The 20,024-nt window shown below is 62.7% G+C and carries 16 protein-coding genes and 2 tRNA genes; 7 read left to right on the top strand and 11 right to left on the bottom strand.

All coding sequences use genetic code 11. The annotated features are described in order from the left end of the window. The 5 genes from MB818_RS10990 (at nt 1) to MB818_RS11010 (ending at nt 4,954) form a co-directional block, all read left to right on the top strand. Nucleotides 1-957 carry an ABC transporter permease gene (locus MB818_RS10990; RefSeq protein ID WP_238905095.1) on the top strand — a complete coding sequence of 319 codons (957 nt, stop codon included), beginning with the start codon at nt 1-3 and terminating at the stop codon, nt 955-957. Further along, nucleotides 954-1,769 (top strand): ABC transporter permease, encoded by an 816-nt coding sequence (locus MB818_RS10995; protein WP_234171365.1) that lies wholly within the window; start codon nt 954-956, stop codon nt 1,767-1,769. The genes MB818_RS10990 and MB818_RS10995 overlap by 4 nt, the downstream gene beginning before the upstream one ends. Then, nucleotides 1,766-3,403 (top strand): ABC transporter ATP-binding protein, encoded by a 1,638-nt coding sequence (locus tag MB818_RS11000; protein ID WP_238905097.1) that lies wholly within the window; start codon nt 1,766-1,768, stop codon nt 3,401-3,403. Before MB818_RS10995 ends, MB818_RS11000 begins: the two co-directional genes overlap by 4 nt. A gap of 95 nt (nt 3,404-3,498) precedes the next feature. Beyond that, nucleotides 3,499-4,335 carry an alkaline phosphatase family protein gene (locus MB818_RS11005; RefSeq protein WP_238905101.1) on the top strand — a complete coding sequence of 279 codons (837 nt, stop codon included), beginning with the start codon at nt 3,499-3,501 and terminating at the stop codon, nt 4,333-4,335. 58 nt (nt 4,336-4,393) lie between these two features. Continuing rightward, complete coding sequence (locus MB818_RS11010; RefSeq protein WP_234139684.1) at nt 4,394-4,954, top strand: DUF4453 domain-containing protein; 561 nt, start codon at nt 4,394-4,396, stop codon at nt 4,952-4,954. A 13-nt stretch (nt 4,955-4,967) separates the two neighbouring features. Here MB818_RS11010 and MB818_RS11015 read toward each other — a convergent pair whose 3' ends face one another. The 8 genes from MB818_RS11015 to MB818_RS11050 form a co-directional block, all read right to left on the bottom strand. Beyond that, on the bottom strand, nt 4,968-5,921 hold the full coding sequence (locus MB818_RS11015) for an alpha/beta hydrolase (RefSeq protein WP_234177769.1): 954 nt from the start codon (nt 5,919-5,921) through the stop codon (nt 4,968-4,970). Next, on the bottom strand, nt 5,909-7,798 hold the full coding sequence (locus MB818_RS11020) for an acyl-CoA synthetase (RefSeq protein WP_234144733.1): 1,890 nt from the start codon (nt 7,796-7,798) through the stop codon (nt 5,909-5,911). The genes MB818_RS11015 and MB818_RS11020 overlap by 13 nt, the downstream gene beginning before the upstream one ends. Nucleotides 7,799-8,028: 230 nt before the next feature. Beyond that, complete coding sequence (lysM, locus tag MB818_RS11025) at nt 8,029-8,457, bottom strand: peptidoglycan-binding protein LysM (RefSeq protein WP_234139681.1); 429 nt, start codon at nt 8,455-8,457, stop codon at nt 8,029-8,031. A 66-nt stretch (nt 8,458-8,523) separates the two neighbouring features. Continuing rightward, nucleotides 8,524-10,323 (bottom strand): ABC transporter transmembrane domain-containing protein, encoded by a 1,800-nt coding sequence (locus tag MB818_RS11030; RefSeq protein WP_234139680.1) that lies wholly within the window; start codon nt 10,321-10,323, stop codon nt 8,524-8,526. Nucleotides 10,324-10,628: 305 nt separating this feature from the next. Next, nucleotides 10,629-10,702, bottom strand: a tRNA-Gly gene (locus tag MB818_RS11035). A gap of 619 nt (nt 10,703-11,321) precedes the next feature. Further along, the gene (locus tag MB818_RS11040) at nt 11,322-11,534 is read right to left on the bottom strand and encodes a metallophosphoesterase family protein (RefSeq protein ID WP_234139679.1); all 213 of its coding nucleotides are present in this window, start codon (nt 11,532-11,534) and stop codon (nt 11,322-11,324) included. Nucleotides 11,535-11,590: 56 nt separating this feature from the next. Next, nucleotides 11,591-11,959 (bottom strand): metallophosphoesterase family protein, encoded by a 369-nt coding sequence (locus tag MB818_RS11045; protein WP_234165943.1) that lies wholly within the window; start codon nt 11,957-11,959, stop codon nt 11,591-11,593. Between the two features lie 18 nt (nt 11,960-11,977). Next, entirely contained in the window at nt 11,978-13,909 is a 1,932-nt protein-coding gene (locus MB818_RS11050; protein WP_238905103.1) for an FAD-binding monooxygenase, read from the bottom strand. Nucleotides 13,910-14,056: 147 nt separating this feature from the next. On the opposite strand from MB818_RS11050, the gene MB818_RS11055 reads away from it, so the two are divergent. Further along, on the top strand, nt 14,057-14,506 hold the full coding sequence (locus tag MB818_RS11055) for a MarR family winged helix-turn-helix transcriptional regulator (protein ID WP_234139676.1): 450 nt from the start codon (nt 14,057-14,059) through the stop codon (nt 14,504-14,506). Between the two features lie 583 nt (nt 14,507-15,089). Here the strand turns inward: MB818_RS11055 and MB818_RS11060 are convergent. The 3 genes from MB818_RS11060 to MB818_RS11070 form a co-directional block, all read right to left on the bottom strand. Then, nucleotides 15,090-15,176, bottom strand: a tRNA-Leu gene (locus MB818_RS11060). A gap of 226 nt (nt 15,177-15,402) precedes the next feature. Next, nucleotides 15,403-15,963, bottom strand: a complete 561-nt coding sequence (locus MB818_RS11065) for a tetratricopeptide repeat protein (RefSeq protein WP_234139675.1) — start codon at nt 15,961-15,963, stop codon at nt 15,403-15,405. 30 nt (nt 15,964-15,993) lie between these two features. Continuing rightward, complete coding sequence (locus MB818_RS11070) at nt 15,994-16,476, bottom strand: Lrp/AsnC family transcriptional regulator (protein ID WP_235776007.1); 483 nt, start codon at nt 16,474-16,476, stop codon at nt 15,994-15,996. 110 nt (nt 16,477-16,586) lie between these two features. On the opposite strand from MB818_RS11070, the gene putA reads away from it, so the two are divergent. Then, nucleotides 16,587-19,991: a bifunctional proline dehydrogenase/L-glutamate gamma-semialdehyde dehydrogenase PutA gene (gene putA / locus MB818_RS11075; RefSeq protein WP_238905105.1), complete on the top strand. Its 3,405-nt coding sequence runs from the start codon at nt 16,587-16,589 to the stop codon at nt 19,989-19,991. Nucleotides 19,992-20,024: the final 33 nt, after the last annotated feature.

Raw genomic sequence — 20,024 nt, forward strand, 5'->3', positions numbered from 1 at the left:
ATGCACCCCGTCGTGAAACTTGTGTCCCAGCGCCTTGCGCTGGGACTCATGCTCCTCTTTGGCGCTTCGGCCCTGATATTCGGCCTGACCGAAGCCCTTCCCGGAGACGCCGCGCAAGCCGTCCTGGGACAGTCCGCAACCCCCGAGTCCCTGGCGAACCTGCGCGAGGAAATGGGCCTCGACCGTCCTGCGCTGACGCGCTACTTCGAATGGCTGGGCGGCATTCTGCAAGGCGATCTGGGCAAGTCGCTGACCAACAAGCTCGACATCGCTGAATCGGTCGGCGGTCGTCTGGGCAATACGCTATTCCTCGCCTTCTGGGCCGCCATCGTGTCGGTGCCGCTGGCGATCTTCCTGGGCCTGCTGGCCGTGCGCTATCGCAACCGCTGGCCCGACAAGGTGATTTCGGCGGTGACGCTGACCACCATTTCCATCCCCGAATTCCTGATCGGTTACGTTCTGGTCTATTTCATCGCGGTGAAGCTGGGCATGTTCTCGCCGCTGGCGATGATCAATGACAGCATGAGCCTGGGGCAGAAGCTGAACGCCATCGCCCTGCCGGTGATCGTGCTGACCATGGTGGTGCTGGCGCATATGATGCGGATGACCCGCGCCGCCATCCTGAACGTGATGCAATCGGCCTATATCGAGACTGCCGAGCTGAAGGGACTGAACAACTTCAAGATCATCTATCGCCACGCCTTTCCCAACGCGATCGCGCCGATCGTCAACGTGGTGATGCTGAACCTTGCCTATCTGGTGGTGGGCGTCGTGGTGGTCGAGGTGGTGTTCGTCTATCCCGGCATGGGGCAGTATCTGGTCGATCACGTGACCAAGCGTGACGTGCCGGTGGTGCTGGCCTGCGGGGTCATCTTTGCCGCGATCTATATCGGGCTGAACATGGTCGCCGATATCGTTGCCATTCTGGCCAACCCCAGACTGAGGCATCCGAAATGAAGAACATTCCAATTTCCGCTGCCATCGGCCTGGTCCTGACGGCAATGTATTTCATCGCGGCCATCTTTGCGCCGCTGCTGGCCCCCTATGGCATGGCCGAAGTCGTTGGTGATGTGTGGGAGCCGTCGAGCAGCGAATACCTGCTGGGCACCGACAATATCGGGCGCGACCTGCTGAGCCGGATGATCTATGGCGGGCGCACCACCATCTTTGTCGCCACCATGGCCACCATCCTCAGCTTCACCACCGGGTCGATCCTGGGCTTTCTGGCCGCCGTTCTGGGCGGCTGGGCCGATCAGGTGATGTCGCGCACGGTGGACCTGATCATGTCGATCCCCTCGCTGATCACCGCGCTGGTGGTGCTGGCCATGGTGCCGGTGACCATTCCGGTGCTGATCCTGGTTATGGGCTTTCTCGACGCCACACGTGTCTATCGCCTGGCCCGCGCCGTTGCGGTCGATATCAACGTGATGGACTATGTCGAGGCCGCCAAGCTGCGCGGCGAGGGCCGCACCTGGGTCATCTTTCGCGAGATCCTGCCCAACGCCCTGTCACCGCTGGTGGCCGAGCTTGGCCTGCGCTTCATCTTCATGGTGCTCTTCATCTCGACCCTGTCGTTCCTGGGCCTGGGCGTGCAGCCGCCACTGGCCGATTGGGGCGGCATCGTGAAGGAAAACAAGGACGGCATCGTCTATGGCATCGGCGCGGCGCTTTACCCGGCCGTGGCCATCGCCACCCTGGCCATCTCGGTCAACCTGGTGGCCGACTGGGTGCTGAACCGCACCACATCGCTGAAAGGAGGCCGGGGATGAGCGAACCGCTTCTCAAGGTCCGTGGCCTCAAGATCGGCGCAACCGTCTATCCGCCGGGTGAAAAGCCGCATGACATCGAGATCGTGCACGGGGTCGATTTCGACCTCGAGCGCGGCAAGGTGCTGGGGCTGATCGGGGAATCCGGGGCTGGTAAATCCACCATCGGGCTGGCCTCGATGGCCTATGGCCGCGGCGGTGTGAAAATCACCGGCGGCGAGGTCTGGGTCAACGGGCGCGACATTCTCAAGACTTCGATGAAGGATGTGCGCGGCCTGCGCGGCGGCGAGGTCACCTATGTCAGCCAGTCGGCGGCGGCCTCGTTCAACCCGGCCAAGAAGATCATGGAACAGGTGATCGAGGCGGCGGTGGAACAGAACAAGTTCACCAAGAAAGAGGCAGAGGCGCGGGCGCGCGCCCTGTTCGCCAAACTGGGCCTGCCCGATCCCGACAATATCGGCGAGCGCTATCCGCACCAGGTCTCGGGCGGGCAGTTGCAGCGCTGCATGACGGCGCTGGCGCTGTGCCCCGAGCCCGATCTGGTGGTGTTCGACGAACCCACCACGGCGCTGGACGTCACCACCCAGATCGACGTGCTGATGGCGATCAAGGAGGCGATCCAGGATACCGGCGTCGCAGCGCTCTACATCACCCACGATCTGGCGGTGGTGGCGCAGGTGAGCGACGACATCATGGTGCTGCGAATGGGCGACATGGTCGAATATGGCGAGACCGATCAGATCATCAACCGCCCGCAGCAAGAGTATACGCAGGCGCTGGTGTCGGTCCGCTCGATCGAACATGAGGAGAAACAGCCGACGCCCGAGCCGGTGCTGTCGGTCAAGGGCATCTCGGCCCGCTACAAGGGGCTGGCCTTTGACGTGCTGCATGACGTCACCGTCGACCTGCATCCGGGCCAGACCCTGGCCGTGGTGGGGGAAAGCGGCTCGGGCAAGTCGACGCTGGCGCGCGTGATCACCGGCCTGTTGCCCCCGCGCGAGGGCGAGATCACCTTTGCCGGGCGCAAGCTGAGCCGCGATCTGGCCGGGCGTTCGCGCGAGGATCTGCGCGAGTTGCAGATGATCTACCAGATGGCCGACACCGCGATGAACCCGCGCCAGACCGTGGGCACTATCATCGGACGGCCGCTGGAGTTCTATTTCGGTCTGCGCGGCGCCGAAAAGCGCAAGCGCATCATCGAACTGCTGGACGAGATCGAGATGGGCGAGAAGTTCATCGACCGCTATCCGGCCGAGCTGTCGGGTGGTCAGAAACAGCGCGTGTGCATCGCCCGCTCGCTGGCGGCCAAGCCCAGGATGATCATCTGTGACGAGGTGACCAGCGCGCTTGACCCGCTGGTGGCCGACGGCATCCTGAAACTGCTGCTTGACCTGCAAAAGATCGAGGACGTGGCCTATCTGTTCATCACCCACGATCTGGCAACGGTGCGGGCGATCTCGGATTCCATCGCGGTGATGTATCAGGGCCGGGTGGTCCGCTACGGACCCAAGAGCCAGGTGCTGAGCCCGCCGTTCGACGACTATACCGACCTCTTGCTCAGCTCGGTGCCCGAGATGCGCCTTGGCTGGCTGGAAGAGGTGGTCGCCCATCGCAAGATGGAAAGCGCCGGCAACTGAAATCCAGACCCTGTATCAGGGTCTGGCCTCAGATTTTTCAAAAAATCTGAGGCATTTTCTGTGCCAGAAAATGCGTCCCAAACCGGAGTTATCTCATGGACCGCAAGCTTCTTCTCATCATCCTCGATGGTGTCCCTTTTCGGAACTTCCGGCGTTTGTTCGGCAATCTCGAAGGCTGGGTGGACAGTGGCGAGGCACGGATGTGGAAGCTGCGCGCCGTGCTGCCCTCGATCTCGGCCAGTTGCTATGCCTCTATCCATACCGGGGTCAGCCCGCAGGAACACGGCTGCACCGGCAACGGCAACGTGTTCCGGCTGGAACACAAGGATATCTTCAGCCAGGTCCGCGCGGGCGGCGGTGTGACCGGCGCGGTCACCCACAGTTTCTGGTCGCAATTCTTCAACCGCCACCCGTTCGATTATGTGCGCGACATCGAATATGACGAGCCCGACAGCGCCACGATCAACCATGGCCGGTTCCATACGATGACCGGTTACGGTCATGACAACCAGATGACGCCCTCGGATGTGGACCTGTTCGCGACCCTCACCAATCTGTGCCTGCGTTTCGGGCTGACCTATGGCGTCCTGCACACCTGCACGCTGGACAGCATGGGACACCGGTTTCACCACGACTGCACCGAGATGGATCACGCCTGTTTCGTGATGGACGAGATGCTGGCCCCCTTCATCCCGCGCTGGCGGCAGCTGGGCTATGACGTGATCGTCACCGCCGATCATGGCCAGGACGAGCGTGGCCATCACGGCGGGCGCCACCCGTTGCAGCAGGAAACCGCGCTCTACTACTTTGGCGATGCCGAAGGGCCCGACGCCGATACCGTGATCGATCAGCTGCAACTGGCGCCCACCATCCTCGATCGTTTGGGCGCGCCGATTGCCGAGACGATGAAGGCAGGGTCTTTCCTGAAATAGCCGGGCGTGTCAGGCTGGCGGTGTTTCGATCAACCGCATAGTCACCGGAGAATTTACGATGCGCCGCCTGCTGTCCCTGCTCTTTGCCCTGCTCTTGCCCCTGCCCGTCCTGGCCGATGACGGCTGTCACGACCTGTGGTTCACTCGCAACCTGATCATGGACCGGGCCGGGTATTGTTTCGGCTCGACGCTGGGTCAGGCGGTGTTCGACAATCGCGGTTGCACCGGAAAATCCGTTAGCCTGGGCGCCGCCGAGCAGCGACTGGTCACGCAGATCCGCGCGCTGGAGCAAAGCCATGGCTGCCGGGTGAACACCGGGCAGCTATGGCTAGATCTGGATGACGTGTTTTGGCGGCAGCAGCTCTGGGTTCTGCCGGTGCGGGACGAGTTCGAAAGCGCCTGTCTGGGCTGGCTGGGACCGGTGATCGCGTTGCGCGCCGGGCCGGGCCATGGCACCGCCCAGATCGGGCAGGTCCTGCCGGGAGACTATGTCGGTTACGCCCATATCCCGGTTGGCGGCTGGACCTATGTCACCACTCATAGCGCCGATTGGCAAATCAAGAGCGGTGGCTGGTTCGACCTGTCGATCCCCGAGCAGTGCCGGGATTTCGCGGGTTGAGCCCGCACCCCCCTCAATCGTAGGGCCAAAGCCCCTGCCCCAGCGCCTCGATCGCCAGGGTGATCCGCTCGAAACTGTCGGCGGCGCGGGTGACACTGGAGCGCGCCCGCAGATAGCCATGCACCAGCCCCTCTTCGTTGATCCAGGCGGCGCGGCCACCGGCAGCGGTGATGGCGGCGCAATAGTCGCGCCCGTCATCGCGCAGCGGGTCGCAACCGGCGGTCACCGCCACGGTGGGTGGCAGGCCTGCGAAATCGCTGTCCGACAGCGGTGCCCAGCCGGGATCGCCCTGGGGCACTGGCCCATCGAAACGGACCGACTGGTAAAAGGCCACATCCGCCGTGCTCAGCATCGGCGCCTCGGCATGTTCGCGGTACGAGGGCGCCTCGGGCCGGGCCGACAGCAGCGGATAGATCAGCACCTGCCCCCAAATCTCGCGGCGCTGGCCGCGCAGGCGATGCGTCACGGCAGCCATCAGATTGCCACCGGCGCTGTCGCCCGCCAGCACGATGGGATCGCCGAACTCGGTCTCGGCCCATCCCACAGCCGCCAGACAATCATCCAACTGCGCCGGGTGGCGGTATTCCGGGCAAAGCCGGTAATCGACCGCCACGACGCGATAGCCGGTGCGGGCGCAAATCTCGGCGCAGACATCGTCGTGACTGTCGAGCCCGCCCAGCACAAAGCCACCACCATGAGCATAGACCACGGTGCGCGTGGGCTGTCCGGCCCAGTAGAGCCGCACCGGAACGCCGTTGGCATCACGATCCTCGGCCTGCACCCCCTCGGGCCGGCCCGCATGAAAGGCGCGGCACATGGCGTCATAGACCTGACGCTGACCCTCGATACTCAGCGAGACCGCATCCTCGGGGTAGCTCTCAGCCGTGCGCCTGACAAAGGCCCACGTTTCGGCATCGAGCAGCCGGTCATAATCTACCGGCTGTCCCTCGCCACTCACTCTGCCCATTCCCAGGGCCGGGTATAGGCGCCCAGCACCTTGGCCACCTCGCCCTCGGTCGCGCCATGTGCCGCAAGCTGCGCCACCAGCCCGCGTTTCTTGTCATCGATCACCGACACCACCCGCGCGGCCGAGCCAGCCTCGGTCAGGGCGCCGTTATAAACGCGGGTGATCGCGTTCTTGCGCAGATCGGGCTTGAACACCTTGCCCACGGCGGTCTTGGGCAGTTCCGGCAGGATGGTCATATGCTTTGGATGGGCGGCGCGTTCATGCACATGCACCTTGCAATATTCCATCAGCTCGGCCTCGGTCACCTTGCCGCCCTCGACCAGTTCGACAAAGGCGCAGGGTACCTCGCCGGCATGGGCGTCGGGCTGGCCGATGGCCCCGGCAAAGGCCACCGCAGGGTGACCCAGCAGCGCCTCTTCGATCTCGGCGGGGTCGATATTGTGACCGCCACGAATGATCAGATCCTTGGCCCGACCGGTGATCCACAGATAGCCATCCGCGTCGAAGCGGCCCAGATCGCCTGTGCGCAGGTGGGTGCCATAGTAGAAGAGATCCTTGTTCTTGTCCTCTTCGGTATAGGTGTGACCCGCATAGACGCCCGGGTTCGAGATGCAGATCTCGCCGATCTCGTCCACCGCGCATTCGACGGGGCCATCGGGCGTGCCCTTGATGATCTTGACGTCCGTGTAGGGGAAGGGAATGCCGATCGAGCCGATCTTTTTCTCGCCATCCACCGGGTTACAAGACACCAGACAGGTGGCCTCGGTCAGGCCGTAGCCTTCGATGATGGTGACTCCGGTCGCTTCTTCGAAGCGGCGGAACAGTTCGACCGGCAGCGGCGCCGAGCCGGAAAACGCGGTCTTGACGCTGGAGATATCCGCATCGACCGGGCGCTGCATCTTGGCCGAGATTGCCGTCGGCACGGTGATGATGAACGAGACCTTCCAGCGTTCGATCAGCTTCCAGAAATTGTCGAACACGCCGTCGCCGCGATAACCGGCCGGGGTCGGGAACACCACATGCGCGCCCGAGGCCACCGCCGCCATCACGATGACATGGCAGGCAAAGACATGAAACAGCGGCAGCGGACACATGATGGTGTCCTCTTCGGTAAAGAGAAGCGTATGCCCCAGCCAGCCGTTATAGATCATGCCGGAATATTTGTGCTGCGCCACCTTGGGCATGCCGGTGGTGCCGCCGGTGTGGAAATAGCAGGCCACCCGGTCGCCAGCGGAATCCGCGAATGTCAGCTCGGTCGGATGCTTGCGCATTTCGCGGTTGAAGCTGAGGTAATCGGCGTGGGCCAGATGCTCCTTGTCCGCCATCTTGGGTCGCACCAGCGGCACGATCCAGGATTTGGGCGGTGTCAGGTAGCGGTTCAGATCGACCTCGAGCACGGTGGTCACATGCGGGGCGTGGCGCACCGCCTCGGCCACCTTTTGCGCGATGTCGGTCTTGGGGAAAGGCTTCAGCGTGACCACCACCTTGGCGTTGGTTTCGCGCAGGATCGCCGCGATCTGCTCGGGCTCCAACAGCGGGTTGATCGGGTTGACGATGCCCGCCACCGCACCGGCCAGCATGGTGATCAGCGTCTCGTTGGTGTTGGGCAGCACATAGGCCACCACATCGTTTTCGCCGATGCCAAGGCTGCGGAACAGGTTGGCGGCCTGGTTGACCTTGGACAGAAGCTGCGACCAGGTCAGGGTTTCGGCCTTGTCGGTCGGCCCCGACAACAGCTGATAGCTCATGGCGTTGTGGTTCGGGAACCGTGTCGCGGTCCGCGTCAGCAGCTTGTGCAGCGTGGCGGGAACGTCCCGCGCCTCCCACGGCATTTCGTTTTCGACACGTGCGCGGTCTTCGAGCCCGGCAAACGGCATGAGCAATCCTCCCCAAGGGCCCGTTTCCCGGGCCATTCCATCCTTGATCCCAAGATGCGAAGAAACGCATCCCGGCGCAAGCTGGCGCATAACCGGATGGCGCCGCGAAAGCGCCCGTGACGCAACGGCGAAAAAGAGATGACGTTACGGCCCCGCGACCTTGAAGCAGCCAAACGCAAAGAGGCGGCCCAATGGGCCGCCTCTTCTCCCCCCCCAGCCACTTAGTGGTGTCAGACCTGCGGAATTCGCAGCATCTGGCCGGGATAAATCTTGTCGGGGTGGCTCAGCATAGGGCGATTGGCCTCGAAAACCTCGTTGTAGCGGCTGCCCTTGCCTAGCGTCTTTTCGGCAATCGCCCACAGGGTGTCGCCCTTGGCAACCGTGTGAAACACCGGTTCGGCGCTGCCGCCGGTGGTCTGGTCGTCCACGGCGCCGACACCTTCGACATTGCCGACCGCAAGGATGATCTTTTCTTTCAACTCGTCGCTGGCCGCAGTGCCTTGCAGTTTGACCGTATCGCCCTCGACCGAGATCTCGACACCGCTTGCATCCAGGCCCAGTTCCGCGATCTCCTTTTGCAGCGCTTCGGCCTGCGGCTCTTCCTCACCGCCGCCAAAAAGCTTCTTGCCGCTATCCTTCACAAAGCTCCACAGACCCATGCCGTTTCTCCCTCGGTTCCACTTGGCTCCGAGGATGCGCACACGATCAATCAGAGGTAAGGGGAATTATTCGGCCACCAAACCATCGGTGAACTGAAGCCGTGCCAACCGGGCATAGAGCCCACCACCCGCCACCAGCTCGTCATGGGTGCCCTGGGCAACGATTCGGCCCTCTTCCAGGACCACGATGCGGTCGGCCTTTTTCACCGTCGCCAGCCGATGCGCCACGATCAGTGTTGTGCGGTCGGCGCTTAGCCGTTCCACAGCCTGTTGCACCGCGCGTTCACTTTCGGCATCAAGCGCCGAGGTCGCTTCATCCAGCAGCAGGACCGGCGCATCACGCAGGATGGCACGAGCGATGGCGATACGCTGCTTCTGACCGCCCGACAGCATGATGCCTCGTTCGCCGACGAAACTGTCATAGCCCTCCGGCAGTGCGGCGATGAACTCATGCGCGGCGGCGGCGCTGGCGGCTTCCTCGACTTCGGCGTCAGAGGCCGATGGGCGGCCAAAGCGGATGTTCTCGCGCGCGGAGGCGGCAAAGATCACCGGGTCCTGCGGCACCAGCGCCATGTGGCGACGGAATTCGGCGCGCGCCAGCGTGGTCAGGTCCTGCCCATCCAGCAACACCCGGCCCGATTGCGGATCATAGAACCGCTGGATCAGCTGGATCACCGTGGTCTTGCCCGCACCCGACGGCCCGACAAAGGCCACCGTCTCGCCCGGCCGCACGGTCAGGCTCATTCCGTCAAGCGCCACCTGATCGGGCCGCGCCGGATAGCGGAAGGTCACGTTGTCAAAGGCGATCTCGCCCTGAACCGGCAGCGCCATCGCCACGGGCTGCGCGGGATCATTGACGGTATCGTCGGCATTCAGCAGCTCGACCAGACGCTCGGTGGCTCCGGCGGCGCGCTGCAGCTCGCTCCAGATCTCGGAGAGCGCGGCCACAGCGCCCGCCATGATCACCGAATAGATCACGAACTGGATTAACGTGCCCTCGGTCATCACACCGGTGCGCACGTCGTTGGCGCCCATCCAGAGCACCCCGACGATGCCCGAGAAGACAAGGAAGATCACGATCACCGTCAGCACCGCGCGCGTGGCGATCCGGCGGCGCGAGACATCATAGGCGGTCTCGGTCACCTCGGCAAATGCTGCCCGGCTGGCGGTTTCGTTGGTATAGGATTGCACGGTCTGCACCGCGCCCAGCGCCTCGCCCGCGTTGCCGGAACTGGCCGCGATCCAGTCCTGGTTCTCGCGGCTGATGGCGCGCAGGCGGCGGCCTAGCACCAAGATCGGCACCAGCACCGCAGGCACCAGAAGCAGCACCAGCCCCGTCAGCTTGGCCGAGGTCAGCAGCATCAGCACCAGACCGCCCGCGAACAGCAGCATGTTGCGCAGCGCGATCGAGGCCGAGGAACCCAGCACCGACTGGATCAGCGTGGTGTCGGTGGTGATCCGGCTCAACACCTCGCCGGTCATGATGCGTTCGAAGAACTCCGGGCTCATGCCGATCACCCGGTCGAACACCGCCTTGCGGATATCGGCCACCACGCGTTCGCCCAGCCGGGTAACCAGCGCGTAACGGATGCCGGTGCCCAGCGCCAACACCGCTGCAATGCCCAGCGCGGCCAGGAAATAGACATCCAGCAGGTCACCATTTTCGATGCGGAAATTATCGACCACCCGGCGCACCGCCAGCGGCAGGGCCAGCGACATGCTGGCCGTCAGTACCAGCGCCATCAGCGCACCCGCCATCAGTGCCTTGTAGGGCTTCATGAAGGGCCAGAGCGCGGAGAGCACGCCAACCTTCTTCGAGCCTGCGCGCTCTTCGCTGGCGACGGGGGCGGTGGTTCTGCGAGCCATGCGTTGCGGTTTCCTGCCTTGGGTCCGGATGCGCCCGGGAACCCAGGCTAGGTCCAGCTTCATGGCGGCGAGAGCCATCAGGGTCAAGCGATCAGCGCGCCCGGACCCCGTAAAAAGGTCCAAATGACGCAATCGAGCAGACATGTCGGGTCTGATGCGTTGGAGCGGGTGGCGGGCGGCGGGGTATCGAACCCGCTTTACCAGCTTAGAAGACTAGCGCTCCAATCTCCCAAAAGAACATAATATCAATGAGATAAAAGACACCTCTGAAATTCTTTGCGGGTAATGTGTCGGAAAAGAATTTCTGGAGCGGGCGACGGGAATCGAACCCGTATCTCTTGCTTGGAAGGCAAGGGTCTTACCATTACACAACGCCCGCTCGGCGCTCACCGGTACTATTCCATTGATTTTCGGGCGTCAAGTTGGGAACGACAAACTCTCTATAGGCTTCGAAAATACCTGCATGTCTTGACCGAACAGCGCTAAAAAAGAGCGCCTGCCAACGAGACTTCAAGCCCCAAGCCCCATTCGAAGGCACCCCCCTGCCCGCCTCAACCGGGTTCCTACTGACGCAGCCTCGGAGGCCAAGGGCCGGCCTTGCCTCACTCAAACCCAATGTCTTGAGACTACCGTCCGGATGGTAGGTCGGCCACTTCCGAAATGTGCGCTTCGCCATGTCGGGGCACTTGCCGACTAGGTCCCTACGGACAAGTCGCCCGATCGAGCGAGGAAGATCGTCGAGACTTGCCGGCTTCAGAAAACTGGGGAACTGGTAGGCGGTTTCCTCGCTGGTGCCATCCGCGGCGATCTCGACCAAGGACAACGCTTTGGGCGAAGGTCGGCTTGCGCCAATCAGAACGCGCGGCCCAGAGCCAAGGCAGGATTGCGAGACTATCAGGATGCCGTCGGCGACACCAGGATAATAGGCAAGGTGATGCCCGCTCAGATAGAGGTCCACACCGTGCCGCACAGAAGGTCGTGCAACTTTGGATCCCCGATCACGTCATCACGCCGCTTTTCGGCAACAGCCAGAGCGGCAGGTGGCTGAACAGGACAACAGACTTGTGCCGGCTGGCCTGGCATTCCAGCAGATCGTCGAGCCAGTCGAACTGGTTTTCCGACAGGGCTCCGGTGGTGGTCACGTCCAAGGAACCCAGCAGCACGCCCTGCACTGACAGGGCGTATCGAAAGGGAAAATCGGCCTTGTCCACAAATGTCCCGTCAGGTTGCCTGTCGCCCCAGACCCTGGCAAAATCGCCCGCTCTACCTACAACCCGGGATAGGCAGAAGCATCGTGATTTCCGGGGCTCACTACGAAGGAAATGCCGGCCCTGGCCAAAGGGATCATGACCGAGTCATCGAACGCCGACCGCATGGCGGCAATCTGGTCGCTCGAAAGATGCGGATTGACCTGCTGGCCCGCGACCATATCGCCGGTGCTGATGACCAGATCGGGTTCAAGCGCCACGATCAGGGCGATCCCGTCGTGGACCGACTTGCCATAACTGCTTGATCCGTAGCAGCCGTTCAGGTCCGAATTCACCGCGATCTTGAACGGCTCACAGCCTTGCTTGAACCAGGACAGTACTGGGTAGATGACGTTCCGCGCCGCCTCAGATTTCCCGTTCGGCTCCAAGTCGATCTACCGGTTTCGCTACTCTTCGATACTTGGCACGAAGATGCTGTCGAAGAACTTGGAGAGAGCATCAAATTCATTCAAGGGCAGAACATGGGCGACATATTGGTCGGGCCGAACGATGATCATGCACCCGTCTGCCCTGTCGATCCCGCGCATCTTATAAATGTCTGCGCCCAGTTTGTGATCGATGCAGAAGACCTTCTCGAAGTCGCGCAGCCCATAGCGCCCTTTTGCAGGCCTGAGAAAGAGGGGCATCTCTTCATAGCTCAAGGTCTTGAAATCCTGTTGGAATATAGCGCGAAGATCGATAAGCGCGTCGATGTCTTCATGCTGGCGCGTGAAGCGCCGGATTGGTGAAGCAAGATCGCTTTCCAGCCAGGCGCAGAGCTGGTGGATCGCGCCGCCTTCGATTCCCACGTCGTTTTGTCCGGCAAAGGCGTAGATGCGCCACCGCCCGTCCGCCTCAGCCACGTGACCCAGTTGTAGCGGCTTGGCATCCGACAGCCGAAGGACCGGCGCCGAATGGAAACGCTTGCCGACGATCTGGCCGGTGGCGAGATGTTGATACGTTGGTTCGGCGGTGATATCCGACGGACCGTAATGAACGGCTAGTCCCCCTGTAAATTCCAGGTTCTCAATGAACTGCTTTTGAAAGCGCGGCATGTCCGAGCCGTCCAGCTCGGACTGTCCTGGAGGGGCACTCATGATCCGCGCCCATTTGTGATCGGTCTCGACCAGGCGCCTCGCTTCTTCGCGTCGCTCGGCAGAGTAGCTGTGTAGCAGCTTCGGGTCCGATCGCCCCGTCAGTACATGTGCCAGCTTCCAACCTAGATTGAAGGTATCGCCCATGGACACGTTCATGCCCTGGCCGGCCTTGGGGCTATGAGTGTGGCAGGCATCTCCAGCAGTGAAGACGCGAGGATTGCGGATTGCCGTCTCATCCTCTGGGACGTCATCGAACTTGTCCGTCAGGCGATGCCCGATCTCGTAGATCGACCACCAGACGACTTCTTTCACGTCAATGGAGTAGGGGCGCATGATCCGGTTCGCGGCGTCGATGATATGATCCGAGGTCAGGTTGCGGTTCGACACCCGCTCATCCGGGTTCAACTTGTCGAGCTCCACGTACATCCGGAACATATAGCCACCTTCGCGCGGGATGATCAGTACGTTGCCTTCGCGCGCGGACTGGATCAGGCATTTCCGGCGCAGGTCGGGAAAGTCCGAATTGGCGAGGATATCCATCACGCCCCATGCCTGATGTGCCGCGTCTCCATGCAGCTTGCCGCCTATCGCCCGGCGAACAGTGCTGCGCGCACCGTCGCATCCGACCACATAATTGGCACGGACCGTGAGCGTATCGCCCGCACTGCCAACTTCGGTCACGCGCTCCAGCGTCGCGGTCACGGGATGGTCGTCGCTGCCGGTATTGATCTGGAGGTCGATAACACGAAGCCCGTAACACGGCTCAAGCCGCGTCGGAGAGTTCTTCATCACATCAAGAAAGAGTTGGTGGACGCGCGCCTGATTGACGATGGTGTGTGGCATCTCGGACTGATCGTCGGCCACGTCCTGAGCAATCCCGACGCGGGTGATGTGGTCGGTGTTGGTTGGATCCGGCTTCCAAAAGGTGGTCTGGTTGACCCAATACGCTTCGCGCTTGACCGTCTCGGCAAAGCCGAATGCTTGAAACATCTCCATCGAGCGCACGTTCACGCCATCGGCCTGACCCTTTTCCATCGGGCCGGGCTTTGGGTCAACGATCATCGTCGTGACGTCCGGAAACCGGGCCAGTTGCGCAGCAAGACAGAGCCCGGCCGGTCCACAGCCGGCAATGAGAACATCGACTGCTTTTGGAATCGCATCGGCTTGCGGCTGATCGAGGCCCGGGGCAGGAGCCTTGATGTCCGGATCCCCCGGCCTAAACCCATCGACATGATATTGCATGGTTTTCCTCCGCACTGGCGCACTCGGCCCCTTTATTAGTATCTATACTCACTATACTGATGGAAAAAAGGTATGCATACATACCTTTTGGGTTAAACTATGATATTCGAACACAGGTCCCATACGATCACTAAGGAAATTCCAAAATTGACCCTCTTCAACATGGCGGGCCATCTGATCCGTCGGCTCAACCAGATGTCCACCAAGGTTTTCTTGAAGCGGATGCAAGAGGCCGGATACGACCTGACCCCTGTTCAGTTCGCCGCGCTTGACGCAGTGTGGTCGAGTCCGGGCCTGGATCAGGCGGGCATCGCGGCCCAAATCGCCTATGACCGCGCGACAATTGGCGGCGTCATCGACAGGTTGGAGCAAAAGGGCCTTGTCTCGCGGACAATCAATGAACGGGACCGGCGGGCGCGTTCTGTGAGGATTACAGACAAAGGCCAACGGATTTACGAAGACATACTCCCGATCGTGGAGCGGTTGCAGACTGAAATCCTGGGTGACCTTACTGTCGGAGAACAAGAGCAGTTTCTTTGTCTGGCGAGAAAAGCCATCTGGTCAGCTTCAACCTCAATATCGGATACCGCAGAGTGATGCAGCCAAATCGAGTTGGTGATTTCCTTTCCAAGCCGGGTTTTGACCAGGACCGTCCATCGCTTGGATTTCCAGTCATAAGATGACTTCGTGTTCAGCGAAAACGTCCAGGAGTCGGCGGTCGCATATATGAGAAACGGCTGCAGGAATGTACTGTTGATCTTGTTTGCGCTGGCGGTGCATCCAGACCCCAGATGTGATTGGCCAGCGCGCCGTAGAGCCGACCATTCTGCTGCTTCAGCGCCACGGCCGTGGGCCCGATGCTCCGCTGTGAACGCGTTGGCACCGCTGGGAAGCAAGAGCACAGGCCTCGCTCCCCAGTTCCACCCGGATGAGGTTGGCGCCTTGCGGTCTCCACACTGTCGCTCAACACTGCAAACCAACCGGAAGATTCCAGATCAAACCGCCCCTAACCGCGGGGGGAGGTCATGCGAGAAGACACGCAAATCGCAGTCGCTTCCTCTGCTTGAGCAAATAGCCAGTATACCACTCCCGCTCAGCAGAGGATCGCTAAGAAATTCATCCGGTGGCACCAAGGCAAGTGTTTTGCGCCAATACCCTCCAGCAAAGGAAGATGAATTGATGGTACGGGCGGCCGGATTTGAACCGGCACGGCCTATACGGCCCAGGCATTTTAAGTGCCATGTGTCTACCATTCCACCACGCCCGCATCTCGTGAATCCGGAAGGGGAGGCCGGCATTGCTGCCGACCGTCAGGTCCAGGTGGAACTCGATAACAAACTTTGGAAAAACAGCAAGGCCAAGGCCCTGAAACTCGTAAGAAACTTTAACCAACCACCGGCCCCAACCGGATCCTCCTCCCTCTAAGCATATAGCGGGACAACCTCAATGTGACGCAGATCACGCTAGGCGAAAAAAGTGGGGGTTTCTGGCCTTCAGATGTCTTTTCCCTTGGGTTCAAGCGGCCCGCCAGGGGCGACAAGACCTCGCTCAGGCAGCCAGGGGTTGAGTTCGAGCGCATCGCTGAGCGCCACCCGCGCCTCGTCCAAACGTCCAAGCCCCATCAACGACAGGGCTCGCCCACTCATCGCCGCGATATGGTTTGGCGACAGGGCAAGTGCCCGGTCGAGGTCAACCAGTGCGGCGGCATAGTTCTGGCGCAGATACTGGACAAAAGCGCGCTGGTTATATCCCTCGGCATAGTCGGGGCAGTAAGCGACCAGCCGATCGAATTCATTAAGAGCGCCCAACAAATCCCATGCACGTCGCCGAGACATACCATTGTCGAGGATCGCTTGGGCGGCCTCGTCCGGCGCGTCGGCCCATAGCTCCCACATCCGGTTCGATATGGTGCGCGCATGCATTTCGTTGGGCGCAACGCGGATGTCTTCGATCAGATGCGCGATTTGCTCGGAGTTGTCTGGCGCGGCGGGGCATTCCGACGCCAGTGCGGCTCCGGGGACGAGCAGGAAACAGGCAAGGGCGATATGTCTCATATGCCAATGCTGACGCAAACGGGCCTCGCGTCAAGTAACGCTTTCGAGCGCGCCCAGCATTCCGGGTTCCTTCACCGCCTCCATCGCGACAAAGGTCGAGGTGCTGGAGACATGCGGCAAGGACGAGATGCGCTCGGCCAGAACAGCGCGGTATTCGGTCATCGAATGTGTCCGCACCTTGAGCAGATAGTCGAAATTCGACGCGATCATATGAGCCTGCTCGACCTCGCCGATGCGGCGCACGGCGGCGTTGAACTCGGCCAGCGCCTTTTCGCGGGTATCGCTGAGCCGCACCTCGACAAAGGCCACGTGATCAAGTCCCAGCCGGATGGGATCGACGAGCGCCCGGTAACCGGTGATGATCCCTGTCGTCTCGAGCCGTTTCAGCCGCGCCTGGGTGGGCGTCTTCGACAAGCCAATTCGCCGCGCGAGATCGGCAATCGAGATGCGCCCATCCGCCGCCAGATGGTTCAGAATCGCCCGATCATAACGATCCAGGTCCGGAAGGTTCATTTGCACTATACGATCCCCTTTTTTTGGTCGATCCGCCTGCGGCTTGGCGATGATAAGGCGAAAGCACCCGTTGTTTCCCAGTAATATACGCCAACTGAACCGGAGGCACCATGACCAACGCCCTGCGCACCCATATCGACAGCCAGACCTATGCCGATCAATCCGCCTTGCTCGATCAACTTGTCGCGCAGGCCGCCCTATCCACCGCCGACCGCGCCGCAATCAGCGCCGCCGCCGCCGGGCTGGTGCGCGATATCCGCTCCAGCACCGCGCCAGGCATGATGGAGGTGTTCCTGGCCGAATATGGCCTGTCCACCGACGAAGGTATCGCGCTGATGTGTCTGGCCGAGGCGCTGTTGCGGGTGCCTGATGCCGACACGATCGACGCGCTGATCGAGGACAAGATCGCGCCGTCGGACTGGGGCAAGCATCTGGGGCATTCCTCGTCCTCGCTGGTCAATGCCTCGACCTGGGCGCTGATGCTGACCGGCAAGGTGCTGGACGAGCGCAAGGCAAGCCCCGTGGGCGCGCTCCGTGGCGCCATCAAGCGGCTGGGCGAACCGGTGATCCGCACCGCCGTCTCCCGCGCGATGAAGGAGATGGGCCGCCAGTTCGTGCTGGGCGAGAACATCCAGGCGGCGATGAAACGCGCGCAGGGGATGGAGGCCAAGGGCTATACCTATTCCTATGACATGCTGGGCGAGGCCGCGCGCACCGAGGCGGATGCCGCGCGCTATCACCTGAGCTATTCGCGCGCCATTGCCGCCATTGCCGAGGCCTGCACCCATGGTGACATCCGTGCCAATCCGGGCATATCGGTCAAGCTGTCGGCCCTGCATCCGCGCTATGAGCTGGCGCAGGAGGCCCGCGTCATGGACGAGTTGGTGCCGCGCCTGCGGGCGCTGGCGCTCTTGGCCAAGGCTGCCGGCATGGGGCTGAACGTGGACGCCGAAGAGGCCAACCGGCTGGCGCTGTCGTTGCAGGTGATCGAGGCGGTGATGGCGGAACCGGCGCTGAAGGGCTGGGACGGGTTCGGCATCGTGGTACAGGCCTATGGCCCGCGCGCCGGGCTGGTGATCGACACGCTTTACGAGATGGCGCAGCGCCATGACCGCAAGCTGATGGTGCGGCTGGTCAAGGGCGCCTATTGGGACACCGAGGTGAAGCGCGCCCAGGTTGCGGGGGTCGATGGCTTCCCGGTCTTCACGCAAAAGGCGGTGACCGATGTCTCTTACATCGCCAATGCGCGCAAGCTCTTGGGTATGACCGACCGGATCTATCCGCAATTCGCCACCCATAACGCCCATACCGTGGCCGCGATCCTGCATATGGCGCGGGACGGCCAGCCCTTTGAGTTCCAGCGCCTGCACGGCATGGGCGAGACACTGCATAACCTTGTGCTGACCGCCAACAAGACCCGCTGCCGCATCTATGCACCGGTGGGGGCGCATCGCGATCTCTTGGCCTATCTGGTGCGGCGCCTGTTGGAGAACGGCGCCAACAGCTCTTTCGTCAACCAGATCGTGGACGAGAACGTCCCGCCCGAAGTGGTGGCAGCCGACCCGTTCGAAACCGCGCAAAAACCGGCCAAACCGCTGAAGCGCGGGCCCGAGTTGTTCGCGCCCGAGCGCCCCAACTCGAAAGGGTTCGATCTGGGCCATCAGCCGTCGCTGGATGCGATCGACGCCGCGCGCGATCCCTTCCGCACCCATCGCTGGCAGGCCGGGCCGCTGTTGGCCGAGGAGGCCGCTCCGCAAGCCGAGGAGGCCGTGGTCAACCCCGCCGATCCGCACGACATTCCGGGCAGCGTGGCCGCCGCCAGTGCGGCGGACGCCGAATTGGCATTGGCCAGCGCCCAGCCGTGGCAGGCCCCTGCCGCCGAGCGCGCCGCCACGCTGAACCGCGCTGCCGACCTTTACGAGGCGCATTATGGCGAGCTGTTTGCGCTGCTGCATCGCGAGGCGGGAAAGACCCTGATGGACGCGGTGGCCGAGCTGCGCGAAGCGGTGGACTTCCTGCGCTATTACGCGGCCAATATCCCCGATGCGGCGCCTGCGGGAACTTTCACCTGCATCAGCCCGTGGAACTTTCCGCTGGCCATCTTCTCGGGCCAGATCGCGGCGGCGCTGGCCACCGGCAACGCGGTGCTGGCCAAGCCCGCGCCACAGACGCCGCTGATCGCCCATCGCGCGGTAGAGTTGCTGCACGAGGCCGGGGTACCGCGTGACGCACTGCAACTCTTGCCGGGCGGCCCGGCGGTGGGGGCGGCGCTGACCTCGGATGCGCGGGTTTCCGGCGTGGCCTTTACCGGCTCGACCGCGACGGCGCAGAAGATCCGCGCCGCCATGGCCGCGAACATGCGCCCGGGCACGCCGCTGATCGCGGAGACCGGAGGGCTCAATGCGATGATCGTCGATTCCACCGCGCTGCCGGAACAGGCGGTGCAGGCGGTGATCGAAAGCGCGTTCCAATCGGCGGGCCAGCGCTGTTCGGCGCTGCGCTGCCTCTACCTGCAAGAGGATATCGCCGAGGACGTGCTGACCATGCTCAAGGGCGCGATGGATGCGCTGAGCCTGGGCAACCCCTGGGCGCTGTCCACCGACAGCGGCCCGGTGATCGACGAGGCCGCACGCCAGACCATCGCCGACCATGTGGCGCGTGCGCGGGCCGAGGGACGGGTATTGAAGGAACTGGCCCTGCCACCCGAGGGCACGTTCGTGGCCCCCACCCTGATCAAGGTTTCCGGCATCGAGGCCCTGGAGCGCGAGATATTCGGCCCTGTGCTTCATGTCGCCACCTTCCGCTCGGACGAGCTGGACCAGGTGATCGGGGCGATCAACGCCACCGGCTATGGTCTGACCTTTGGCCTGCAGACCCGGATCGACGACCGTGTACAGCATGTGACCGAGGCGGTGCATGCGGGCAATATCTATGTCAACCGCAACCAGATCGGCGCCATTGTCGGCAGCCAGCCTTTTGGCGGCGAGGGCCTGTCGGGCACCGGACCCAAGGCGGGCGGACCGAACTACATGGCGCGTTTCTGTGCGCCGGACCGGCAGCAGGCGGCGGCAGACTGGGCCGCGCCGATGGCCACCCTGCCCCGCGCGACTGGCACGCCCGCGCCGGTACGGACGCAAAGCCTGCCCGGCCCGACCGGCGAGTCGAACCGGTTGAGTGAGATGGCGCGTCCGCCGCTCCTCTGCCTTGGGCCGACGGCAGCGGCGGTTGCGGCACAGGCACAGGCGGTCGAGGCGTTGGGCGGCACCGCGATCCGCGCCACCGGTTCACTGGCGGCGGAAGCTCTGGAAACGGTTGAGGGGATTTCGGGCGTGCTGTGGTGGGGCGATGAGGAGACAGCACGCGCCTATGAACTGGCCCTGTCGCGCCGGCCCGGCCCGATCCTGCCGCTGATCCCCGGCCAGCCCGACCGGGCGCGTGTACTGGCCGAGCGCCATGTCTGCGTCGACACCACCGCCGCGGGCGGCAATGCTGCGCTGCTGGGTGGCATGGGCTAAGGCAGAGAGCGCTCCCGCCTGCCGCCGGATCTT

Source organism: Ruegeria alba (genome assembly GCF_022321465.1).
GTDB lineage: Bacteria > Pseudomonadota > Alphaproteobacteria > Rhodobacterales > Rhodobacteraceae > Ruegeria_B > Ruegeria_B alba.